Source organism: Agaribacillus sp. DX54 (assembly GCF_056858335.1).
Map to the genome: position 1 here is coordinate 44,626 of NZ_JBXEQE010000022.1, position 21,681 is coordinate 66,306.

Genomic DNA, 21,681 nt, shown 5'->3' on the forward strand with positions numbered 1-21,681 from the left:
CATTGAAAGCAAAGTTAATAGGAAGGGAATTTTAGCCTCAACTACAGTATTATGTTTTCAAAATAATCCGGAATGTCGTTCCGGCATCCTGTTCAGAAGATTTTACAAAAATCTGCCCCTTATGATAGTTTTCTATGATACGTTTAACCAGGGTCAACCCCAAACCCCATCCTCTTTTTTTGGTAGAGAATCCGGGTGAAAAGATTTTTTTGAGGTTTGTTTTGGGAATTCCCTTACCGGTATCTGAAATATCGATAATGACCCTGCCCTCGTTGGCTTTTATGATGTTGATGGTAATTTCACCCACACCACTCATAGCGTCCACCGCATTTTTGCAAATGTTTTCGATTACCCATTCAAACAAAGGTTTGTTTAAATCAGCGTAGGTTTCTTCGGTGACGGTGGAAATTTTGAAATTAACTTTTTTGGAAACCCTGGACTCCAGATAATTCACCGTGTTCTTTACAATTTCATACACGTTTTCTTCCTGCAGGGCGGGTACCGAACCTATGTTGGAAAACCTGGAGGTAATCATTTCAAGTCGCTTGATGTCCTTGTCCAATTCCAAAGCGACCTCCTTGCTGGCTTGATTTTCATCCGTCCGGAGATACTCCACCCATGCCATCAGTGAAGATATAGGCGTACCCAGTTGATGGGCAGTTTCTTTGGCCAACCCGGCCCAGATTCTATTCTGTTCCGCTGTTTTGGAATAGCTAAAGATCATATAGACAATTAATCCGAAGATGAATATGATGGAAAGTTGTATGTAGGGATAGTATTTTAGTTGGTATAGTAAGTCTGAGTTACGGTAATACACATATTGATAGTTGATAACCCGGTCATTTTCCAGATCCCGTACGGTAACCAGGATGGGCTCATAGGCCTCCTTCATAACTGCCAGTTCCTTTTTTTCAATTTTTATCCGGGCTTCTTCGGTAATATCGTCACGCATTTTGATATTCCGGGTCGATAAGATGTTGTCAACGGAATCAGTCAGTATGAGTGGCACGGAGGTGTTGGAAGTAAGTATGTCCGAGTAAAAAGTGATATTTTCATCGTAGTCAAATACATTGGCGGTGTACTCCAGAATATTGGCATGAAGCTCAATCATTTTCTCTTCCCTTAGCTTAAACTCCTCTACAAGGAGATTGGTATAATAAATGGAAGTGGCACTTATTACGATAGCCACCACCAGCACCACCCATTTAATCCTGGAATTATTCTGGTAGATGTTAAAACCGTCGTTCTGTGCCATACGAAGATTTGGTACAAATTATCCTTAAAAATGTATGTTGAAGTAAATTTCAAAGGATTTCAGATCGCTAATTTAACTAAATAAATTTTTTTCGGGTGGTCTAAGTTAAAGTTGCTGTCAAAAGATTTTTCGGAATACCCATAACAAAAGGCTTAACAATATACTGGCCAGGATCATGGTAGTAATTGGAAAGTAGAACTTAAAATTGGGTTTTTCCACCCTGATATCTCCTGGTAATCTTCCTATCCATGGCATTTTATCATGAAAAAAATAAATAAGCACGCCGGCAATCAGGAGGATCATGCCGGCAACTACCAGATACTTACCAATGTTTTGTTCCATGATGTCATTCTTTAATCAGTCATAAAAAACCATTTCCAAAGGGTTTTATAATTTACCTTCGATCCATGCATTAAAATACCGACCCTGTATATTCTTCCTGCGAACCAGGTGGTAAAAATAAAGCCCGCTACCAGTAAAAACATGGATAACAACAATTCTGTGTTGGGCACATCAAATGGCACCCGCATCATCATAACCACAGGTGATGTCAACGGGATCACTGACATCCAGAAAGCCAGGGAGCCGTGGGGATCCTGCAGGACTGCACTAAGTACTATGATGGAAGCAATCAGCGGAATTGTAATAGGAAGCATAAACTGCTGTGAATCTTCCATACTATCTACTGCCGAACCAACCATGGCAAATAAAGCGGCGTACATCAGGTAGCCCGCTAAAAAGAAAAATATGAATGAAAAAATTGTTTTGAGTACCGGAAACCCTTCGACTTTATCAGCTATCTGGCTGAGCATCTTTGCTTGCTCGATTTTTGTGCCTCCGGGATTATTTATCAGGGACTGCTCCTGCTGCGTTTCGGCTAATAGTTTCATTTCATCTGCATAATAGGCCGAAATAGTGGTGTAGATAGCGGTTGTAAAGACCACCCAGATAGTCAATTGGGTCAATACTACCAATGCGATGCCCAATATTTTACCCATCATCAACTGGAACGGTTTTACCGAAGAAATGATCACCTCTACGATCCGGTTGGTTTTTTCTTCGGCGACACCTCTCATTACCTGAGCGCCATAAATAAAGATAAACATATAAATCGCGAAGGCGCCAATGTAACCGACTACACTGGCAACACCTGAATCGGCTTCCTCCTCGCCTGTCCGGGAGTTTCTGGTGTGGAGGTTAACGTGGACATTTAAACTGTCAAGCCTGCCTTCGCTTAATCCCAGTTTTGAAAGCTTTATCGATCTTATTTCTTTTTCGATGCTGTTTTCAATGTTGTTTTCGAATTCAATTCCATGGTTGTTTTTACCGTATAAAAATATTTCTGCGGTTTTATCGATATCAACCGTGGGAATATGAAGTATGGTACTGTCGCTCAACAGTAGGTTTTCAATGCTTTCGTTTGTATAGATAAATTCAATATTGTTGGCTTTTAACTTGTGAACGAAAAAGCCACTGTCATCCTTAACTACCACCATTTTTTCTTCGTTATCGCGGGTAGCCAGCCATATCGGAATTACCAGTATGCTGCCAAAAAGCAGGGGGCCGAGAACAGACATGATGATAAATGACCTTTTTCTGACCCTTGAGAGGTATTCTCTTTTGATAATCAGCAATATTTTATTCATGGTGGCTTCCTTCCTTAACTTTCATAATGAAAATATCATTGATGCTTGGCACCTTTTCCGTAAATCCATGTACCTCCGTCAGGGCTATCAGATCGCTCAACAGTTGGTTGGGCGAATTTCCATTTTTGATTTGCACTGATGTTTTTTCCATGCCATTTTCCAATGTGACGTGGTTGCTGATGCTGTAGTCCTGTTGGCTTAGCAGGCTGATGTCCCCTTTGTGTTCTACCTCAAAGGTATTGGTCCGGAATTGATCTTTGATAAGTGATTTGGGGCCATCCAGGATTTTCTCCGCCCGGTTGATAAGTGCTATATGATCACATAACTCTTCCACTGATTCCATTCTGTGGGTAGAAAAAATGATGGTACTGCCCTGGTCCCTTATTTTTAGAATCTCATCCTTAATGAGGTTGGCGTTGATAGGGTCAAAGCCTGAAAAAGGTTCATCGAGGATGATAAGACCGGGGTTGTGGATGACTGTGGCGATAAATTGTATTTTTTGTTGCATTCCTTTTGAGAGATCCTCGATGTTTTTGTTTCTCCATGCCCTGAGGTCAAATTTTGTGAGCCAATCGTTGATTTTTTTTATCGCCTGACTTTTAGGAACGCCTTTTAGTCGTGCAAGGTACAAGAGCTGCTCACCCACTTTCATTTTTTTATACAGCCCCCTTTCCTCTGGCAAGTAACCTATGGCACCTATATGCCGGGGGGCTAATCTTTCGCCATTGATATGGATTTCACCTTCATCGTTGGAGATGATCTGATTTACAATCCTGATAAAAGTGGTTTTCCCGGCCCCATTCGGGCCTAACAAGCCGAATATAGAACCTCTCGGTATATTTAGATTGATTTTGTTTAAGGCCTGATGATTTCCAAACTGTTTGCTTACACCTTTAGCGGTTAGAATATCCAATTTTTCTAATTTTATTCATTGGCAATAATGGCAAATCTAGTATAAAAATACGTAGTTATGATAAAATAATGATGAAAGGTAATTTGGGGATTTGAATTATCTGAAAATGATATTTCCCATAGCTACATCCAGGTTGAAAGTGATCAGGTTTTCCGCGTTTTCGTGGTAGCTGTTGTTGACGAAAACATTTTCGCGGATTTCTTTGAAGTGTTTATTTAGTTTTACCCGGCAAAGGATGGAGTTATTAACATGGATAATGGCAGGGGTGTTTTGATTAGCGATTGATATTTCCAGCGTTCCGGCACCTACGCTGGCCTTCACCCGGGTGTTGACCATCAGGGTGTCTGAGAGTTCCAGCTTCAAATCCCCAAAACCGACGTCGGCAATAATGTTCGAAGCTTTTGACAGGTTAACCCTTTTAACCGTCACTGATCCGAGATCCACCTTAATGGAAAAAGTATCCATTTTGACGAGATTTGCCTTGCCTTCCTGATAGCCTACAGTTACATCGGCACTGCCTGTATTAATCTTGAGCTTTTCTACTGCCAACCCTGATAAGTCGGCAAAAGCCTCCCCGACGCCATATTTTAAATCCAGTGTTACGGGCTTTTGATGAGAAAGGTAAACATTACATTTATTCTCAAGCTCCATATATGGGGATTTAAAAACTTTTCCTGAAAGGGTTTTGCTGATTCCATCTGATTTACCATCGTCCATGTCCAGGGAAACGAATTTGGTCATATCATTCATGCGGGTTATAAAGGCGGGATTATAGTCGTCATTTTCAGATTTGCAATAGATGGTCACCAACGTTGGATGGTGAGTAGGCCTTATCTGACAGGTACCGGAGGGTGAATATAAGTTGAAAGCCAGTTTCTCAAACTCAGCCGTTGTGTTTACCGTGTACCGTTTTTTAGTTTGTCCGTATAAAAGCCCGCTATTAGTTCCTAAAACTAATAATAGTATAATACTATTCCTCCACATGTCCCTATGTACGTGATTAGGGAAAATGTGTTACATTATCTCAATGATTCACCGGAAATTTTGGATGCTAAAAACAGCAGAGGCTGTCTCAAAAGGGTAGCCTCTAATTTTTTTGCCAAATATTATTATGCTTGGTTAAAATCTCACTGAGGATTGATAGAAAACAAGGGTTGTTTTACTCATATCCTGAGATAAATACCCATTCAACCTGTATCCGACAAAAGGATATTTGGTGTTAAAAGAGGCCATCTCACTCTTGAGACAGCCTCTTTTTAGTAATTTAGAAGCTTCTGTTGTTTGTTAAAAGAAGTCTTTCATTTTGTCAAAGAAGCCCTTTTCTCCTTTTTCTGGCCTGGGGGTAAAATTAGGGGATTCTCTCAATGACTCAAGTAATGCTTTTTCGTCATGGGTCAGTTTTTTAGGAGTCCAAACATTCACATGAATAAGCTGATCTCCCCGTCCATATCCATTGATATCCTTGATGCCCTTATTACGCAACCTCAGTATTTTTCCGGATTGGGTACCGGGTTCTATTTTTATTTTTACCTTGCCATCTATTGTAGGAACTTCTACAGTACTGCCAAGAGTGGCGTCTATGAAACTGGTATACAATTCATAGGTAATATTGTTGCCTTCCCTTTTTAGCTCCTGGTCCTCGATTTCGTCGATCAGGATTAATAAATCGCCTGGCATGCCTCCGCCAGGAGCAGCATTACCTTTTCCCGACATTGAAAGCTGCATGCCCTCAGATACACCCGCGGGAATTTTTATGTTGATGACTTCCTCCTTTTGTTGCAAGCCTGAACTATCGACACCAGGAGGCCGATGATCAACAATTTTTCCGGTACCGTTACAGGTTGGACAAGTGCTGGAAGAAACCATTTGCCCAAGCATGGTATTAACTACTTTTCTTACCTGGCCCGAACCCTGACAGGTAGTACATGTTTTAAATGTCACACCGTCTGCCGGTATCAGGCGGTTTACTTTTATCTTTTTCTCAACCCCATTGGCAATTTCCTGCAGATTAAGCTTTAGTTTAATGCGCAGATTTGAACCTTTTCTTCCTCTTGAACGGGCCCCGCCTCCACCAAAAAAGCTTTCAAAAGGACTTCCGGAGCCGAAGATATCACCAAATTGAGAAAATATGTCTTCCATATTCATGCCACCGCCGCCGAAACCACCACCGTTAACTCCCTGGTGACCAAATTGGTCATATCGTTGTTTTTTTTCAGGGTTACTTAATACCTCATAGGCTTCGGCTGCTTCTTTAAACATTTCCTCTGCCTGTGGGTTATCCGGGTTTTTGTCAGGGTGGTACTTTATAGCGATTTTTCTATACGCTTTTTTTATCTCCTCCTGAGCGGCGGACTTGTCGACACCCAACACTTCGTAGTAGTCTCTCTTAGCCATATTATGTTCCTATCACAACTTTTGCAAAACGAATCACTTTTTCTCCAAGGTAGTAACCTTTCTCAACCACATCTACCACCTTTCCTATGAAGTTTTTCTTAGGAGCGGGTATTTGTGTAATGGCTTCATGTAACTCTGAGTCAAAGTCCATCCCGGCTTTACTATCCATTACTTTCAGCCCTTTTTGCTCTAAAATGTTTTTTAATTTGTTATGGATCAAAGAAAAACCTTCCCTCATGCTTTCCACATCCGCATTTTTATTGGATTCCGCGGCTCTTTCAAAATCGTCGAGCACCGGCAGTAAAGCACTAATGATTTCTTCATTGGCGGTGCCTATCAGACTTAGCTTTTCTTTGGCAGTCCTCCTGCGAAAATTTTCAAATTCCGAATATAGCCTCAGGTACTTGTCTTTGGCTTCTGCCAAATCTGCCTTTGTCTGGTCTAATTCTGGTATTTCTTCTGAAATTTCGTCAGTATCTTTGACGTTCTCTACCGTCTCTTCCGCCACCTTTTCCCTTTCCTCGCTTTTATCCGTTAAATTTTCTTCAGCCGTATTATTCCCTTGTTGTTCTTCTAAATGTTCTTTTTCCATGATTTAATAGCTTAAACCAGATCAAATCTTAATATTCAACGCTTAAAAATGCAATAATTAATAGTGCAATCAGCTTATATAAATCACTGACTCCCCTCAAAAGCAACAATTTTTTTGCCAATTGAATATTTATGCCATAATGACACGTTGCAGCAACAGCATTGACCAACAGCAACAGTTAGGAAAATGGCAAAAGTCACCATAATAACCTCCTGCATAATACCTCCCCCACCATTCAATTACCCCCCATCGATTATCCATTGAGGCTGTGTAAAAACAACAACATTGCAAAAATTGACCGAATTAAATTCTGCTTTAGTTAATTGAAGGAAAAAATAAATAACATATGCTCATTTCACCGACTTTTCTCAAAATATTATTTTTAGAAAAGTTTTCAACGTTTCATTTTTACACAGCCCACATTGTCAATTATTCATTGTCAATCCCCCCCAAAACCTCCCAAATAACATCCTTTAATTTTTGTATGCCTTTTCCGGTAATTGAAGAAATAAAAACGGATTTAACCCCTGAAGGCAATTCTTCTGCCAAAGCGCTTTCCAGTTCTTCGTCCAGTAGATCAGATTTTGAGATGGCCAGCAACCTTTTTTTATCCAATAACTCCGGATTATATTTTTCCAGCTCTTTTAACAAGACTTGATACTCCTGGCCGATATCTTTGGCATCGGCAGGAACCAGAAATAGCAAGGTGGCATTTCTTTCAATGTGGCGGAGGAATCTCAGACCTAAGCCCTTCCCTTCACTAGCTCCCTCGATGATGCCAGGAATATCGGCCATTACAAATGATTTATCATCGCGGTAGGCCACTACACCAAGGTTAGGTACGAGTGTGGTAAAAGGATAGTCTGCTATTTCAGGTTTAGCGGCTGAAACCACGGAGAGCAGGGTAGATTTACCTGCATTGGGAAAGCCAACAAGGCCGACATCAGCCAGCAACTTTAGTTCCAGAATTACCTGGAATTCCTCCCCTGGTTCTCCTGGCTGTGCGTATCTGGGCGTTTGGTTGGTGGCAGTTTTGAAATTTTCGTTCCCAAGACCTCCCAGTCCTCCTTTGGCGATGATAGCCTCCTGTGCTTCCTCAGTAATCTCAGCAATGGCCGTTAGTGTTTCAGCATTTTTTATAACCGTGCCTAAGGGTACCTCTACCATCACATCTTTGCCTTCGGCCCCGGTTCTTTTTCCTCCTTCACCAGGTTTTCCATGACTGGCGATCAGGTGCTTTTTATATCTCAAATGTAACAAGGTCCAAAGCTGGGGATTGCCTTTTACAATGATGTGACCGCCCCGCCCCCCATCACCGCCATCCGGACCACCTTTTGGTACATGCTTTTCTCTTCTGAAATGAACTGCCCCCGGGCCTCCATTACCCGAGCGAAGATGGATCTTTACATGATCGATAAAATTTGAATTGGCCAAAGGGGGATTTTTAAAAACCTTTTTTGATGAATGCGTAACAGGCAGGTTTATAAGTGTTTGTCGACCTCCTTACAAATATTTTCGAAAATCTTGTCGATTGCTCCAACACCTACAACGTTGTTGTATTTTTTCTGTTCCTTGTAGTAGGTAGCTACGGGCAGCGTTTCTTCCTGGTACACCTGTATCCTGGTTTTAATCTTATCTAAATTCTGGTCATCCGGCCTTCCGGAAGTTTTACCCCTTTCCAATAACCTCGTTATTAGTTCTTCTGCGGGCACGTCCAATGATATCATTGTAGAGATGGGAGTTTCATTTTTATCCATCAAACGATCCAGGGCCTTTGCCTGTTCAATGGTTCTGGGGAAACCATCAAATAAATATCCATTGATCTCCTCACGCTCTTTTATCCGCTCATCTACCATTCCGATCACTACTTCATCGGGAACCAGATTACCTTCATCCATATACTTTTGCGCCAGTTTACCCATTTTGGTACCCTCGTTAAGGTTTTTTCTGAATAAATCGCCGGTAGAAATATGTGCCAGGTTATATTTGTCGATTAACTTTTCACTTTGAGTTCCTTTACCGGCGCCCGGAGGGCCAAAGAGCACAATATTAAGCATAATTTAGTGTTTAAAATTTTCCAAAAAACAAAGATAGATTTTTTAATAATTATTCCTAAAACGGCGGTACTGAATGATGTTATTCGCTTAATTCAAAGATATCCCTGCAATTTCTGCCATAACCGTCGTAATCCATGCCATAACCTACTACGAACTTATTGGGGATAGAGAAGCCCACGTATTTTATACTTAGGTCTCTTTGCAAGGCGTCTGGCTTGTGCAATAAGGTCGCAATTTCAATGGAATCAGTCCCAAGCGCACTAAAACCTTCCAGCAGATGAGATAACGTATTACCTGTATCTACAATGTCTTCGATAATAATCAGGTTTCTTTTAAAAATGTTTTCCTGCAAACCAATCAACTCCTTGATGTTTCCCGTGCTTTTGGTAGCACTGTATGAATTTACTTTAATGAAGGTTATTTCTGCCGGGATATTAATCTGTTTCATCAAATCCGAGGCAAACATAAATGCTCCGTTCAAAATCGCTATAAACAGTGGGTTTTTACCTTCATAGTCCTTGTTGATGTCTTCGGCCATCTCCCTGACCCGTTGAAAGACCTGCTCATGATCAATTATTTTGGTGAAAGATTTATCCTTGAGTTTTAGCATGGGTTTACTAATCATGACGCTGCAGAATCATAGGTTACGGGCGGCAAATATAGATATTTATTTTCAACTGTTTTTTTAAAACCTTCATAATTCTTTCAATAATTTTTCATATAAATGTATCATAGCCTCGAGATCCTTTTTATGTACTTTTTCATGGGGGGAATGTGCATACTCTTCCGCCGCACCTACAAAACACCAGTCTACCGGGTAGGGTGAAAGTTGAATTTCCCTTCCGTCGCTGGAGCCTTGCCCCTCTACTTCTAATTGATAGTCGATCCCTGACTTATAGGCGATACTGATAATTTTATCAACAAAGTTTTTGCGTGGAATGTTTTTGTCCCTAAGCGAGATTACAACACCATCGCCCGGATATACACCATCTGTAATCCAGGTTATATCTGAGATCAGGGACTGCCTGATGTTAAACCTTTCAAACAGGAATTTCACCAGATAAGGTACCGAGCCGCCACCATGTTCTTCCCAACATGAAAACACCAACACACCATTTTCCAGGTTTTCAGCCAGTTTCAGGCAATTGTAAACTCCCAGGCGATTGTCGAGATAACTGGATTGGATATACTCATTATTCTCTTTGAAATGGGTTTTAAATACCAGATCGGTACCACGATGAATGGGCCTTCCGAATTTGTACCGCAAGTTATTGGATTCATCTACTACCAATTCACATTCGATTGGTCCCAATTGATCTTCCCCGACCAATTTATAGCCTGTCCGGGCATCGGGACTTCCTATAGGAACCAGTTGGTCTTCATATCTTACCGTAAATCCGATAGAATCCATATGGGCATAAACCGCTGTGCGTGGCCGGCCAAATTTGAGGATAAGGCAATCCTGAAAATCATCACCGTAAATTATTTCCGGTTTGCAGACCCACTTATGCTGGTTTTCGTTGACATAATTAATGATATAGGTTTTGAGTGCGGATTCATTTCCGGAAGGAGCCCGGATTTCACAAAGTCTCTTTAATAATTCCATGATATTTTTCAGTCATTTAACAGGCAAAAAAAGCAATATAAAATTTTATTTAATATCATGTTTAAAACTTTCAATAACACATACACCCCATAAAATTTCTTTTTGATGGATAAAAATAACCTTTATTTGGATAAATTGGCGTCTGGTTTTAACGCACTGAAGGTAAGCATGCTTATAAAAAAATCAATAAATTTAAGTGACTGGTATTCACTTGCCTATTACCTGATTGTCAAATTTGTAAAATTTCCATCGATAAAATCCACGTAATGTTTGTTTTAAACAAAACCAACTCTATAGCCAATCATTTTCTGGCCGAAATCAGGGATCAGCATATTCAAAAGGATAGTATGCGTTTCAGAAAGAATCTTGAGCGACTTGGCGGATTATTAGCTTATGAAATTTCCAAATCACTAAGTTATCAGCCTCAGCCTGTTACAACTCCTCTTGGTATTTCTCATGTTAACTTACTCGAAAATCAACCGGTATTAATACCCATTATGAGGGCAGGTATTCCATTTTATCTGGGAGTGCTCAATTATTTCGATGGTGCGGTAAGCGGGTTCATCGGGGCTTACAGGCACCATGCCATTGGTAACGATGATTTTGAAATTCAAATGGATTATGTGGCTACACCTTCACTTAAAGACCGGAGAGTTATATTAATTGACCCGATGCTTGCTACGGGCAAATCTATCGTTAAGACCCTGAAAGCATTAAGAAAAAATGGGGAACCACAACATATTGACATTATGTGTGTGATAGCAGCACCCGAGGGAATAGACTTTTTGCATGAACATATTGACCTGAAATTCAACCTTTGGGTTGCAGCAGTCGATGAGAAACTCAATGACCGTGCCTACATAATCCCTGGCCTAGGTGATGCCGGTGATTTGGCATATGGCCACAAATCTTAATTTGTCTCACCGTGAATCAACTGATGGTGATGTCATGTCAGGCAAAAATTAACAGGAAATCGAAACCTTTGGGCGAAAATCCTGTTTTTAATTATTAAAGACTCTGGTGTTTTTGACGAGTCGAACAGGCTGATGTCAAATTGAATAATACAACTCAGGTTTTTGAATTAAGCGAAATAATCATTACTATAATGTTTTTTATTGCTGGCCAAAAACCTTCCTGAATCGGCAACCTTACAGATGGCGGCTTATACATAGGAGACTTACCTGACGATCCGGAAACTTGAAAGATTCTGACTTTTTTTTAGTCCCTTGGTGGCGAGATATCATATGTAATAATTGATGTCGAAATTACAAAGGCCATTTTAAGTGTGGATATGATTTGGATGCTTGGTTTAACCTTAATAATTTTGCCGCCGAATTGCATTTTAGTTTGGAAACCGGATAGTTTTCGGGGATTTAAAATTGAATAATTTACGTCTTTCAAACGCTTGTGGTAAGTAGTATAAGGCATGTTGGTTGAGATCATCAAATATATTTCAATTTATCTTTTGACGATGATAAAATTCATTGCGGGCCCTACTATGGGACCAGCATCCGGATTGTCATGGGGAGAAACCGTATTAATTACCATAGCAGGAATGATGACAAGCGTGTTGATATTCACAAGTAAAGGATTTAAGGACAGGCTACCATTTCTATTCAAAAGAAAAAGAAAGAAATTTACCAAAAAAAACCGAAGGTTTGTGGCCATATGGAGAAAATACGGTCTGTTCGGGGTTTCATTTTTAACGCCCATCGTTTTTACACCCATCGGCGGTTCTATCCTGGTGTCCTACCTGGGTGGGGGTCGAAGAAAGATTATTTACTACATGCTGTTTAGTGCAGTATTTTGGTCTTTGATATTCTCAACGATATTTTATTTTTTTATTACTGAGATAAAACTTTAACCGACGTTTCCGTCTTGATCAGGCATGATTTCAATATCCTGGATCAGCACATTTTTGGCGATTCGCTGGCCAGTGGGCGTGGCAGCCAGTCCTCCTTGTGCTGTTTCTTTGTAACGGCTTTCCATACTCTGGCCAATTTCACCCATGGCTTCAACACATTCATCCACAGGAATGACGGCGCTCACATCCGATAAGGCGATTTGTGCCGAGGAATTGGCAATAGCTGCCGCACTGGCATTTCTTACGATGCATGGTACCTCCACCAATCCTGCCACCGGATCGCAAACCAATCCCAACATACATTGGATGGTAATGGCCACGGCATTAAATACCTGATCGATGTTTCCATCCAGGCAATAAACTATTGCCCCGGAAGCCATAGCTGCTGCACTTCCGGTTTCGGCCTGACAACCTCCGACAGCACCCGCCAAAGAGGCCTTTTCTTCGATGACCAGGGCAATTCCGGCACCCACCAAAAGCCCTTCCAGTATTTTTTTATCATCCAGTCGATGAATTTCCTGTAAAGTATACAAAGCTCCCGGTAAAATCCCCGAAGCACCGGCTGTAGGTGCTGCTACCACCCTTCCCATGCATGAATTTACCTCTTTGGCAGCCAAAGCCCTGGCTATTAACTTTTGGAATTCCGGAGATAACACCGTCAGCTTATTCTGGTAAACCTTTTTGGCACCATTATTCACCATTCCTGAACGAGATGTCATGTTTTCCTTCAGCCCCGTTCTTACGGCGTTTTTCATGACTCCGTAGGCATTGGCAAGGCCATCCCATATTTCTTTTTCGGATTTTCCTTTTTGCTTTACTTCATAGTCCAGTACTACCTCGTAAAGATTCAATTGTTTTTCTTTGCAATATTGTTTCCAACCGGCAAAATCGTTGAATAAAAAGCTCATGGTTTATGAATTGTTTATTCACAAAAATACCTACTTATTAGTTGTAAAAAAATACCATCAGGCAACAACCACGGAATAAATCGTCATTTCTGCGAAATTGGAAACCGAATTATCCATATAGTCATTTTTCGGTTTATATTTGCGCCATGGTTTTGGAAAATGATTTATTGCTGAGGGTGGCCAGGGGTGAAAAAACAGAGAGGACACCTGTGTGGCTGATGCGTCAGGCAGGTCGCATTTTACCTGAATACAGGGCTGTAAGAGAAAGATTAAGCGGTTTTGTTGAATTAGTTCAAACCCCGGAACTGGCCGCAGAGGTTACCATTCAGCCGGTTGATATTTTAGAAGTGGACGCAGCCATTATTTTTTCCGATATACTGGTGATTCCCGAGGCTATGGGACTGGCTTATGAAATGGTAGAAAAAAAAGGGCCCTTTTTTCCCGAAACCATCAAAACAGAAGAACAGGCCGAAAGACTGAGGACTGTTGTGCCTGAAGAAGATCTGGCTTATGTGATTGAGGCTATCAAAATAACCAAAAAGGCATTGAATGGCAGGGTGCCTTTAATCGGGTTTGCCGGGGCGCCGTGGACGATTTTTTGTTATATGGTGGAGGGGCAGGGAAGCAAAACTTTTTCAAAGGCCAGGGCGATGCTTTACAAAAATCCGGATTTGGCAGTAAGGCTGTTAAATAAAATCACGGAGAGTACTGTTCGATACCTTAAAGCTCAAATCAAGGCCGGGGCCGATTTAGTGCAACTGTTCGATTCCTGGGCTGGAATTCTGCCACCGGATTTATATCAGCAGTTTTCATTGACTTTTATTGAAAAGGTCTGCCAGGCAATAGATGAGGTGCCGTTTACCGTCTTTGCCAAGGGGGCATATTTTGCCAGGAAGGCGATCGGGAAACTTCCCTGCCAGACTGTCGGCCTGGACTGGAACATGGATATTGCCGAGTCAAGGGAATTGGTAGGGATGGATAAGACGTTGCAGGGGAACCTGGATCCCTGTGTACTTTACGGTTCTTATGATCAAATCAAAAAGGCTACGCAAAACATGCTGGATCAATTTGGCCCGTACCGGCATATTGCCAATCTGGGGCATGGGGTTTACCCCGATACCGATCCGGACAAAGTCAGATGTTTTATTGATACGGTAAAAACGCACTCATTTTGAAGCTCTCGAACCGTTTTCCATTCTAACAGGGTAAGTTTTTGATAGCTTATTGGTGACTTTGTCTCTCTGGCTTGGTGAATAAAAGGAGACATCGATAGCAAGAGCGTCTGTGGGTGTTGCACAACACAAGAATGTGTCTTTATTTTATTCTATAAGCGAAAACCTCTGTGTCTCTTTGTGCCTCCGTGGTGAACAATGATTAACCGCCAAGACACCAAGACACAAAGAATTTTGGCGTAAACGTTGGGCAACACCCACGGATGCCTGCGCCAGGTTAAGTATTAAGTCATATGAAAGGTGTAAAGTTTTGGTATTTCAGGGAGATTTCAGTACCGCTTTAACTTTTTGCATAACCGTTTCGGGCGCAATTTGTTGCATACAAGCAAAATCACCTCTCCAGCAAGGGCGGTTCCCAAATACCGAACAGGGCCGGCACGACAGGGCTTCATGAGGTATCTGCACAAGCAGTTTCTGGTTTTCCCCTAATGGACCAAATCCGGCATGAGGATGGGTAGCCCCCCAAATTGAGATCACTTTAACGCCCAGCAAACCGGCCAGGTGCATATTGAAAGAATCCATGGTAATCATCAAATCCAATTGTCTTATGACTTCCATTTCCTCTGCCAGACTTAGCTTGCCGGCCAAATTATGAACGTAATCATTGTCTCCGGCCAGTCCTTTTAGTTGGTTTGCTTCATCATGGCCACCAAAAAGCAGGACCAGGATTTTTTTTTGTTCGGTCATTTGTTGTATCAAAACCTGCATTTTTTCAATGGACCATTGTTTCTGGGGGTGTTTGGCGAAAGGTGCAATGCCGACCCGGTGAATTTTTTTGTGGGTAAAACGGGGCGAGCCAAGAATTTTTGCGAGGGAACCGCCCGGGTTGTTGGCAGCTAAGTGAAGACTGGGTATCTTAATGTCTTCCAAGGTTAATCCCAGGGCCGAAAAGACTTCAAGATATCTTTGTGTGGTATGTTTAAGGGGCTTAAATATCTTTTTGGTTTTTCGGGTCAGGTTTTTCTTAGCTATTCTTCCTTTATCAATTCTTCTGGTTGGCACTCCTTTTAAAGAAAGTAAAAAGCAAAGTACCCATGTTCTGACTACATCATGCAGGTCTATGATATGATCATATTTCCCTGATGCCATGAGCTTTTTATGTAGCCTCAACAATCCCCGGAGACCTTTATATTCTTTTTTAAAGTCAACACCGAGGAATGTAAACCTGGGTAAACCGGCAAACAGCGGTTCGAATTGCGGTTTTGTTACAAGGGTAATGTGTACTTTCCGGTTCAGGCTCAAAACATGTTTTATCACAGGCTGAGTTAGCGCCACATCGCCCATTGCTGAAAACCTGAATACCAGTAAATTCATAAAGCCTGTTTTAGCGGTCCCGGTTCGTCCCGTCCTTGTTGTAAAGTACCGGATTAGTTTCAGGGTCGTTGTATAATTTCATTTGCCGGTAAACCTTCATGACCTTGTAGCCACTTTTTAGCTCATTAATCAGGTGGTCAAAACTTTCGGAAAGATCCTGTTGCTGTTCCAGCAGTATATTTAATTTCTGTTGATGTACCTGCTTATGGCGTTCTCCGGCATCGGGTCTCGACACCTGTTCTTCCATATGATAAATCTTTAGGGCCAGAATGGAAAGACGATCTACAACCCACGCAGGGCTTTCGGTATTGATTCGTACATCTGGCCTTGCTTCCACCTCTTTAAAACAGGCCAAGAACCAATCATCTATCTTTTCCACTACATCTGTTCGTTGTTGGTTGGAAGCATCAATGTTTCTTTTTAACTGCATGCCTTCCACAGGATCTAAATCAGGATCCCTGATCAGGTCCTCGTAGTGCCATTGCACAGTATCGATCCAGTTTTTAAGATAGATAAGATGGTCGATGCTATCGCTGGGAAAAGGATTGCTGATTGGCTGATCCACAGTGTCAAGCCGGTGATAATCTTCTATGCTTTGCCTGAAAATCCGGTTACAGTGCGCAGCTTCCATTTTAATTCAATTTGGAAAGCACTTCCTTGATGCGGCTTAGGGCTTCTCTGAGGTCTTCCTCGGAAGCTGCATAGGATAATCGCAGGCAATTGGGATCACCGAAGGCCTCACCGGTAACCAGTGAAACCCGGGCATGGTCTAAAAGATACAAACAAAGCTCGCTGGCATTGTCGATTGTATTATTGCCATCTGATTTTCCAAAATAAGCACTTACATCCGGAAAAAAGTAGAAGGCCCCTTTTGGCATATTAACTTTCAGACCGGGAATGTCACTAAGCAGTTCGTAAACCATGGCCCTACGTTTCAAATATGCTTCTTTCATTTCATATGTTGGTCCCAGATCTTCCGTGAGCGCCGTGTAAGCTGCCCTTTGGGATATTGAGCAGTTGGCACTTGTAATCTGCCCCTGCATTTTATTGCAACCTTTAGCTATCCAGGACGGGGCTGCGATATAGCCTACCCGCCAGCCTGTCATGGCAAAACCTTTGGCAAAACCGTTAACGGTTATGGTTCTGTCCATCATTCCGTCGACGGAGGCAAAGCTTACATGCTCATCGGTGTAATTAATGTACTCATAGATTTCATCTGCAATCACAAAGATTTCCGGATATGCTTTTAAAACAGATGCCATAGCCTCAAAATCTTCCCGGGTAAAAACCGCTCCGGTCGGGTTGCAGGGCGATGAAAAGATAATGGCCCTGGTTTTGCCGGTAATGGCATCTTTTAACTGATCGGCTGTGGCTTTGAAATCGTTTTCCAGTGAGCCTTTTATGAAAACAGGTTTTCCTTCTGCCAGGTGGATCATGGCGGTATAACTTACCCAGTACGGCGTATAGACAATTACCTCGTCACCAGGATTAAGCAGGCTGAAAAATACATTGGCAATGGATTGTTTGGCCCCATTTGACACAACAATATTTTCAGGACTGTATTTCAGATGATTATCCCGCTCCAACTTATTACAGATGGCCTGTCGCAGATCCAGATAACCATTTACAGGGGGATAGGAAAAGTATTTACCCTCATCAATCGCATGTTTGGCCCCTTCCTGGATGTGTTTTGGGGTTTTGAAATCAGGTTCACCCAGGCTCAGGCTGATTATTTCAATCCCTTTCTGCTTGTACTCCCTTGCTTTGGCAGCCATAGCCAGTGTGGCTGACTCAGCCAGTGTGGCTATGCGATTTGACAGATTCTGACTCATTTGTTTTAGTTTTTAAAAATTCCAGGCAAAAATAGAATTTTTAATTTACCAAAACCAACAAATGAAATTTTTTAAATAACCGGACACTTTTTTTGCTAATTGCCTGATGGTCTGATGAGTTTACGGATACAATGGTTGGATTGATCCACTAGGTAAATATTTCCTGTTGTATCTACCGCGATCCCTGTTATCTTGCCAAACATCGCCTCTTTGCCCATGGCATCTTTAAAACCCAATACACCATTCCCTGCAATAGTTTCCACCAGGCCTGATTTTCTGATGATTCGTATCCTGAAATTCTTAGCATCAGCCACATAGATGTTTCCATCCTGGTCAGCAGCAACAGCCGCTGGCAATCGAAATCTGGCATTAGCGGTTACGCCGTCCTGATAGCCGTAGATGCTACCTGCCAGTATTTCAACCACTCCTCCGTTATTGATTTTCCGGATAAGATTGTTTTCTTCATCTGCCAGAATGAGGATACCATCGGTGGTGATAAAAATTCCCAGCGGGTGGTTGAATTTTGAATCCTGCGGCAAGCCGTTTACAATTCCCGGGGTACCATTACCTGCAAAAGTGGTCACCTGACCGTCAGTGGTTATTTTTCTTACGGCATGATTAAGGTGATCCGAGAGGTAAATATGATTGAACCGGTCAACAGCCACCCCTCTGATATCATTAAAAGTTGCTTCCTGCAGGCTTCCATTCATATACCCAGGTTGGTCGTTATTACCGGCTATAGTGGTAACTATTTGTTCCGGGATGTTAACTTTTCTTACAGAAGCTTTTTCAGCCACCCATAAGTTACCGTCCAGGTCAAAAGTTACACTTTGCGGATTTTCAAATTTTGCTTCTGACCATACACCATCAGTTTGTATAGGCTCACCGTTACCAATTAAGGTAATGACATTGCCATTAGCATTGATCTTTCTTATGCGATGATTATCGCGGTCAGAAACGTAAAGATTACCTGCCTCATCTATCGCGATATCTGTGGGGTTATGAAATTGGGCATCCGACCCGGAACCGTCCGAAAATCCCGGTTGCCCGTTTCCCGCCACGGTAACTACATCATATTCACCTTCAATTGGAATAATCCCGGTTGTGTTGTCCTCGCATCCAAACAGGCATATTAACCAGGTGACCAGCAGACTGGAAATAAATGGATGTCTCTTTTTAACTCTCATTGCCCTTTGCTTCAGTTAAAGTTGGAATTTTGGTTTTTTGGTAAAGGCAAATTTAGTATTTTACGGGTAGGTTTTTATTTGCACTTTGAGAATGCAAACTTACACGTAATATAGAGGTGTTAATTGTATAAAAACAAGATAACTAAACCTTAAATAGTTTTATGATTTAATTTTTCCCTGATTATTAATAGTAAAGATATCTTAGTAAATTGTATTTTTTGAAGATATTGCCTGTGAAATGCGTATAACGGAAGATGTGCGTAAGCTTTTTCTTCTGATTATAAAATGAAGTTAAAGGGCTTTTTTGCTTTTTTTCTGACAAAAGGGGTTACCCTTTCAGGTTGGCTACTTCCCCGGTTATTTTTGCAAATAGGTGGTTCTGCTTAAGATACTTCTTCCGAGAGTAATTTCATCTGCGTATTCCAGTTCTCCCCCCACAGGTATGCCCCTCGCGATGGTGCTTACTTGTAAATCAAAGTTTTTCAGTTTTTTGGTGAGATAAAAAGAGGTAGTGTCTCCTTCCATCGTGGAGCTGAGGGCCAGAATAATCTCTTTAATCTTATCTTCCTTGTTTTTTACACGTTTGATCAGCGAGTCTATTTTCAGATCATCGGGACCAATTCCATCGATGGGTGAAATAATTCCTCCTAAAACGTGATAGGAGCCATGGTATTGGGCTGTGTTTTCTATGGCCATTAAGTCGGGAAGATTTTCCACTACACAGATAACGGAATGATCCCTGCGGTGGCTGGTGCAGATTTCGCAGGTTTCATTGTCGGATATGTTATGGCAAGTTTTACAGTATTTTACCTCGGTTCTCAGCTTGACAAGGGCATCGGAAAGATGTAAAGTTGTTTCTTTTTCCTGCTTTAATAAGTGAATAACCAGGCGCAAAGCAGTTTTTTTACCTATTCCTGGTAAATGCGAAATTTCATTGACTGCATCTTCAATTAATTTGGAGGGATATTGCATGTAGAATCATAAAAGTTAAATCACCAAAGCCGGATCATTATATTGTTGCCTACATAATGGCAACACCTATTCCTGCTTCGCTAATACCATCCTTCATTGGTTTTAACTCGGTATAAGTCCCTTTTTTTACCGCACATTTCCCTTTGTAATGAATAATGTATGTGCATTGTTCTGCTTGTTGTTGGGTATGACGGCACACCTTTATTAAGGTATTTATAACATGATCAAAAGTATTGAAATCATCATTAAAAACCACCAGATCCTTCAATTTAGTGGAATCCTTGTCTTCCAAAACTTCTAATAACTCATCTTCTAAGTAAGAAAATCTCATACTTTCAACTAATTGTTTATCAAAATTAATAAAAATTTGCATTTTTATGGTCTAAATTTTTAATATGAATCCGACCATCGTTCTTTTTGTAATAGGTGTTTACTTCATAATTCTCATATTAATTTCTCAATTAACTTCGAGGAATGCAAGTACAAAGACTTTTTTTACTGCAGACAGGCAGTCGCCCTGGTATGTGGTGGCCTTTGGTATGATCGGTGCCTCGCTCTCAGGGGTCACTTTTATTTCCGTCCCGGGCTGGGTGGAGGCAAGTCAGTTTTCCTATATGCAAATGGTGCTTGGCTACCTGCTGGGTTACGCGGTCATTGCCTTGGTTCTGATGCCTATGTATTATCGGCTGAATCTTGTGTCTATTTATACTTATCTTGAGCAGCGGTTTGGATTCTGGTCTTACAAATCCGGTGCTTTTTTCTTCCTGTTGTCCCGTACATTTCAGGCTTCGCTCAGATTGTTGCTTGTTGCTGGGGTGCTCCAGATTTTTCTTTTTAATGCATGGGATTTTCCATTTTGGGCATCTGTATTAATGACCATTGCTTTAATCTGGGTTTACACCTTTCGCGGAGGAATAAAGACTATTGTGTGGACAGATACCCTGCAAACGCTGTTTATGCTGGCCTCAGTAGTGATTAGCATATTGCTGATAAAAGATGATCTCAATTTAAGTTTTAACGAATTAGTTACTACCATAGAAAATAGTGAATATTCGAGGGTTTTTTACTGGACCGAATGGAAGGATGACAAACATTTTCTAAAACAATTTTTTTCAGGAGCTTTTATTGCCATAGTAATGACTGGTTTGGACCAGGACATGATGCAAAAAAATTTAACCTGCAAAAATTTGAAAGATGCCCAGAAGAACATTTTTTCTTTTAGCCTGGTTTTGGTATTTGTCAATCTGCTTTTTCTGTCTTTAGGAGCTTTATTGTATATCTACGCACGGAACTCCGGTCTTCAGCTTGCAAACGATGAACTTTATCCAACCCTTGCATTTAATCATTTTAATGCCTTTGCGGGTATAGTTTTCTTATTGGGGATAACGGCTGCCGCCTATTCAAGTGCGGACTCTGCCTTAACTTCCCTTACCACATCCTTTTGTGTGGACTTTCTTGATTTCAGCCGTAAAAGTGAAGATGAAAAAAAGAAAACCAAAATGCGTATCCATATTGGATTTTCCTTCCTGATCTTTATCATCATATTGTTTTTTAATCAATTTGAGGACAAGAAAAGTGTCATTAGCCTTGTATTTGAGATGGCTTCCTATACTTACGGGCCATTATTGGGTTTGTATACATTTGGCTTATTTACTTCCAGAAAAATAAAAGACCAACTTGTGCCTGTTGTCTGCCTCGCTGCCCCAATCGCTTCTTATATACTCGATCATAACTCTGCTGCATGGTTTTCGGGCTTTAACTTCGGCTTTTTTATCCTGATTGTCAATGGTTTATTCACCTTGCTGGGATTATGGTTGATAAGCTCCCCTTCTAATGCTAAAATATAGGAAATAGGGTTTTGGTAGTTTTTTATGAAAGAGGTACCGCTAATGCATTAAAAGGTGGAAAC

The 21,681-nt window shown here is 41.3% G+C and carries 22 protein-coding genes; 4 read left to right on the forward strand and 18 right to left on the reverse strand.

Annotated features, from left to right (window positions below; all coding sequences use genetic code 11):
• Positions 1–49 precede the first annotated feature (49 nt).
• From AC04NP_RS20565 to AC04NP_RS20615, 11 genes are all read right to left on the reverse strand, one after another.
• Positions 50–1,255 carry a sensor histidine kinase gene (locus AC04NP_RS20565; RefSeq protein WP_482861823.1) on the reverse strand — a complete coding sequence of 402 codons (1,206 nt, stop codon included), beginning with the start codon at positions 1,253–1,255 and terminating at the stop codon, positions 50–52.
• A 117-nt stretch (positions 1,256–1,372) separates the two neighbouring features.
• Entirely contained in the window at positions 1,373–1,597 is a 225-nt protein-coding gene (locus AC04NP_RS20570; RefSeq protein ID WP_482861824.1) for a DUF2905 domain-containing protein, read from the reverse strand.
• Positions 1,598–1,608: 11 nt separating this feature from the next.
• Positions 1,609–2,901 carry an ABC transporter permease gene (locus AC04NP_RS20575; RefSeq protein WP_482861825.1) on the reverse strand — a complete coding sequence of 431 codons (1,293 nt, stop codon included), beginning with the start codon at positions 2,899–2,901 and terminating at the stop codon, positions 1,609–1,611.
• Positions 2,894–3,814, reverse strand: coding sequence for an ABC transporter ATP-binding protein (locus AC04NP_RS20580; protein ID WP_482861826.1), 921 nt, complete (start codon positions 3,812–3,814; stop codon positions 2,894–2,896). The genes AC04NP_RS20575 and AC04NP_RS20580 overlap by 8 nt, the downstream gene beginning before the upstream one ends.
• A 96-nt stretch (positions 3,815–3,910) precedes the next feature.
• Complete coding sequence (locus tag AC04NP_RS20585; protein WP_482861827.1) at positions 3,911–4,798, reverse strand: DUF4097 family beta strand repeat-containing protein; 888 nt, start codon at positions 4,796–4,798, stop codon at positions 3,911–3,913.
• A gap of 300 nt (positions 4,799–5,098) precedes the next feature.
• The gene (dnaJ, locus tag AC04NP_RS20590) at positions 5,099–6,208 is read right to left on the reverse strand and encodes a molecular chaperone DnaJ (protein WP_482861828.1); all 1,110 of its coding nucleotides are present in this window, start codon (positions 6,206–6,208) and stop codon (positions 5,099–5,101) included.
• 1 nt (position 6,209) lies between these two features.
• Positions 6,210–6,800 (reverse strand): nucleotide exchange factor GrpE, encoded by a 591-nt coding sequence (locus AC04NP_RS20595; protein ID WP_482861829.1) that lies wholly within the window; start codon positions 6,798–6,800, stop codon positions 6,210–6,212.
• A gap of 429 nt (positions 6,801–7,229) precedes the next feature.
• Complete coding sequence (gene obgE, locus AC04NP_RS20600; RefSeq protein ID WP_482861830.1) at positions 7,230–8,234, reverse strand: GTPase ObgE; 1,005 nt, start codon at positions 8,232–8,234, stop codon at positions 7,230–7,232.
• Between the two features lie 47 nt (positions 8,235–8,281).
• Positions 8,282–8,857, reverse strand: a complete 576-nt coding sequence (locus AC04NP_RS20605; protein WP_482861831.1) for an adenylate kinase — start codon at positions 8,855–8,857, stop codon at positions 8,282–8,284.
• A gap of 79 nt (positions 8,858–8,936) precedes the next feature.
• Positions 8,937–9,467, reverse strand: a complete 531-nt coding sequence (hpt, locus tag AC04NP_RS20610; RefSeq protein WP_482861832.1) for a hypoxanthine phosphoribosyltransferase — start codon at positions 9,465–9,467, stop codon at positions 8,937–8,939.
• Positions 9,468–9,551: 84 nt separating this feature from the next.
• Positions 9,552–10,463 carry a M20/M25/M40 family metallo-hydrolase gene (locus AC04NP_RS20615; RefSeq protein ID WP_482861833.1) on the reverse strand — a complete coding sequence of 304 codons (912 nt, stop codon included), beginning with the start codon at positions 10,461–10,463 and terminating at the stop codon, positions 9,552–9,554.
• Positions 10,464–10,729: 266 nt separating this feature from the next.
• Between AC04NP_RS20615 and upp the strand changes: the two genes are divergently transcribed.
• On the forward strand, positions 10,730–11,377 hold the full coding sequence (gene upp, locus AC04NP_RS20620; RefSeq protein ID WP_482861834.1) for a uracil phosphoribosyltransferase: 648 nt from the start codon (positions 10,730–10,732) through the stop codon (positions 11,375–11,377).
• Positions 11,378–11,934: 557 nt separating this feature from the next.
• Positions 11,935–12,327: a hypothetical protein gene (locus tag AC04NP_RS20625; RefSeq protein WP_482861835.1), complete on the forward strand. Its 393-nt coding sequence runs from the start codon at positions 11,935–11,937 to the stop codon at positions 12,325–12,327.
• On the opposite strand, the gene sdaAA is transcribed toward AC04NP_RS20625, so the two are convergent.
• Positions 12,324–13,235, reverse strand: a complete 912-nt coding sequence (gene sdaAA / locus AC04NP_RS20630) for an L-serine ammonia-lyase, iron-sulfur-dependent, subunit alpha (RefSeq protein ID WP_482861836.1) — start codon at positions 13,233–13,235, stop codon at positions 12,324–12,326. The two genes, AC04NP_RS20625 and sdaAA, sit on opposite strands and share 4 nt — an antisense overlap.
• Before the next feature lie 146 nt (positions 13,236–13,381).
• Between sdaAA and hemE the strand changes: the two genes are divergently transcribed.
• Positions 13,382–14,410, forward strand: a complete 1,029-nt coding sequence (gene hemE, locus AC04NP_RS20635) for a uroporphyrinogen decarboxylase (RefSeq protein WP_482861837.1) — start codon at positions 13,382–13,384, stop codon at positions 14,408–14,410.
• Between the two features lie 315 nt (positions 14,411–14,725).
• Here the strand turns inward: hemE and AC04NP_RS20640 are convergent, their stop codons facing one another.
• The 6 genes from AC04NP_RS20640 to AC04NP_RS20665 form a co-directional block, all read right to left on the reverse strand.
• Positions 14,726–15,781 carry a glycosyltransferase family 9 protein gene (locus AC04NP_RS20640; RefSeq protein WP_482861838.1) on the reverse strand — a complete coding sequence of 352 codons (1,056 nt, stop codon included), beginning with the start codon at positions 15,779–15,781 and terminating at the stop codon, positions 14,726–14,728.
• A gap of 10 nt (positions 15,782–15,791) precedes the next feature.
• Positions 15,792–16,412 carry a DUF4254 domain-containing protein gene (locus tag AC04NP_RS20645; RefSeq protein WP_482861839.1) on the reverse strand — a complete coding sequence of 207 codons (621 nt, stop codon included), beginning with the start codon at positions 16,410–16,412 and terminating at the stop codon, positions 15,792–15,794.
• A gap of 1 nt (position 16,413) precedes the next feature.
• Positions 16,414–17,613 carry a pyridoxal phosphate-dependent aminotransferase gene (locus AC04NP_RS20650; protein ID WP_482861840.1) on the reverse strand — a complete coding sequence of 400 codons (1,200 nt, stop codon included), beginning with the start codon at positions 17,611–17,613 and terminating at the stop codon, positions 16,414–16,416.
• A 95-nt stretch (positions 17,614–17,708) separates the two neighbouring features.
• Positions 17,709–18,800, reverse strand: coding sequence for an NHL repeat-containing protein (locus AC04NP_RS20655; protein ID WP_482861841.1), 1,092 nt, complete (start codon positions 18,798–18,800; stop codon positions 17,709–17,711).
• Between the two features lie 357 nt (positions 18,801–19,157).
• Positions 19,158–19,772 carry a recombination mediator RecR gene (gene recR / locus AC04NP_RS20660; protein WP_482861842.1) on the reverse strand — a complete coding sequence of 205 codons (615 nt, stop codon included), beginning with the start codon at positions 19,770–19,772 and terminating at the stop codon, positions 19,158–19,160.
• Positions 19,773–19,821: 49 nt separating this feature from the next.
• Positions 19,822–20,145, reverse strand: a complete 324-nt coding sequence (locus tag AC04NP_RS20665) for an ATP-dependent Clp protease adaptor ClpS (protein ID WP_482861843.1) — start codon at positions 20,143–20,145, stop codon at positions 19,822–19,824.
• Between the two features lie 22 nt (positions 20,146–20,167).
• On the opposite strand from AC04NP_RS20665, the gene AC04NP_RS20670 reads away from it, so the two are divergent.
• The gene (locus AC04NP_RS20670; protein WP_482861844.1) at positions 20,168–21,619 is read left to right on the forward strand and encodes a sodium:solute symporter; all 1,452 of its coding nucleotides are present in this window, start codon (positions 20,168–20,170) and stop codon (positions 21,617–21,619) included.
• Positions 21,620–21,681 lie beyond the last annotated feature (62 nt).